General features: G+C 60.7%; 1 protein-coding gene. It reads left to right on the top strand.

All coding sequences use genetic code 11. The features are described 5' to 3' along the window. Nucleotides 1-410, top strand: a 410-nt coding sequence (locus GR197_RS31630; RefSeq protein ID WP_164016636.1) for a transposase, incomplete at both ends; no start/stop codon positions are given.

Raw genomic sequence — 410 nt, 5'->3', positions numbered from 1 at the left:
TGGCATGAAGCTGCACATCGTCTACGATCCCAAGGCTGATTGCCCGCGTGTCCTCGACATTACCGACGCCAATGTCAACGACGCCCAGATCGGCCGCACCATCGCCATCGAAGCCGGCGCCACCTACCGGCTGGTCCTCAAGCGCGACCAAGGCGACACGATCACGCTGCTGACCAACGATCTCGACCGTTCCACCGTCGAGATCGGCCAGCTCTACAAGGACCGCTGGCAGATCGAACTCCTCTTCCGCTGGATCAAGCAGCACCTCAAGATCCGCAGGTTTCTCGGCTACAACGACAACGCCATCCGATTGCAGATCTTCGCCGCCATGATCGCTTATGCGCTGCTGCGCATCGCCACCCGCGCCAATGCCATCACCATTCCCATCCTGCGCTTCACCGACCTCGTCA

The sequence above is a fragment of the Rhizobium phaseoli genome (genome assembly GCF_010668805.1).
GTDB classification, from domain to species: Bacteria; Pseudomonadota; Alphaproteobacteria; order Rhizobiales; family Rhizobiaceae; genus Rhizobium; species Rhizobium phaseoli_A.
Note: the sequence above shows the minus strand (reverse complement) of the source record. Positions and strands in the feature narration are given on the sequence as shown.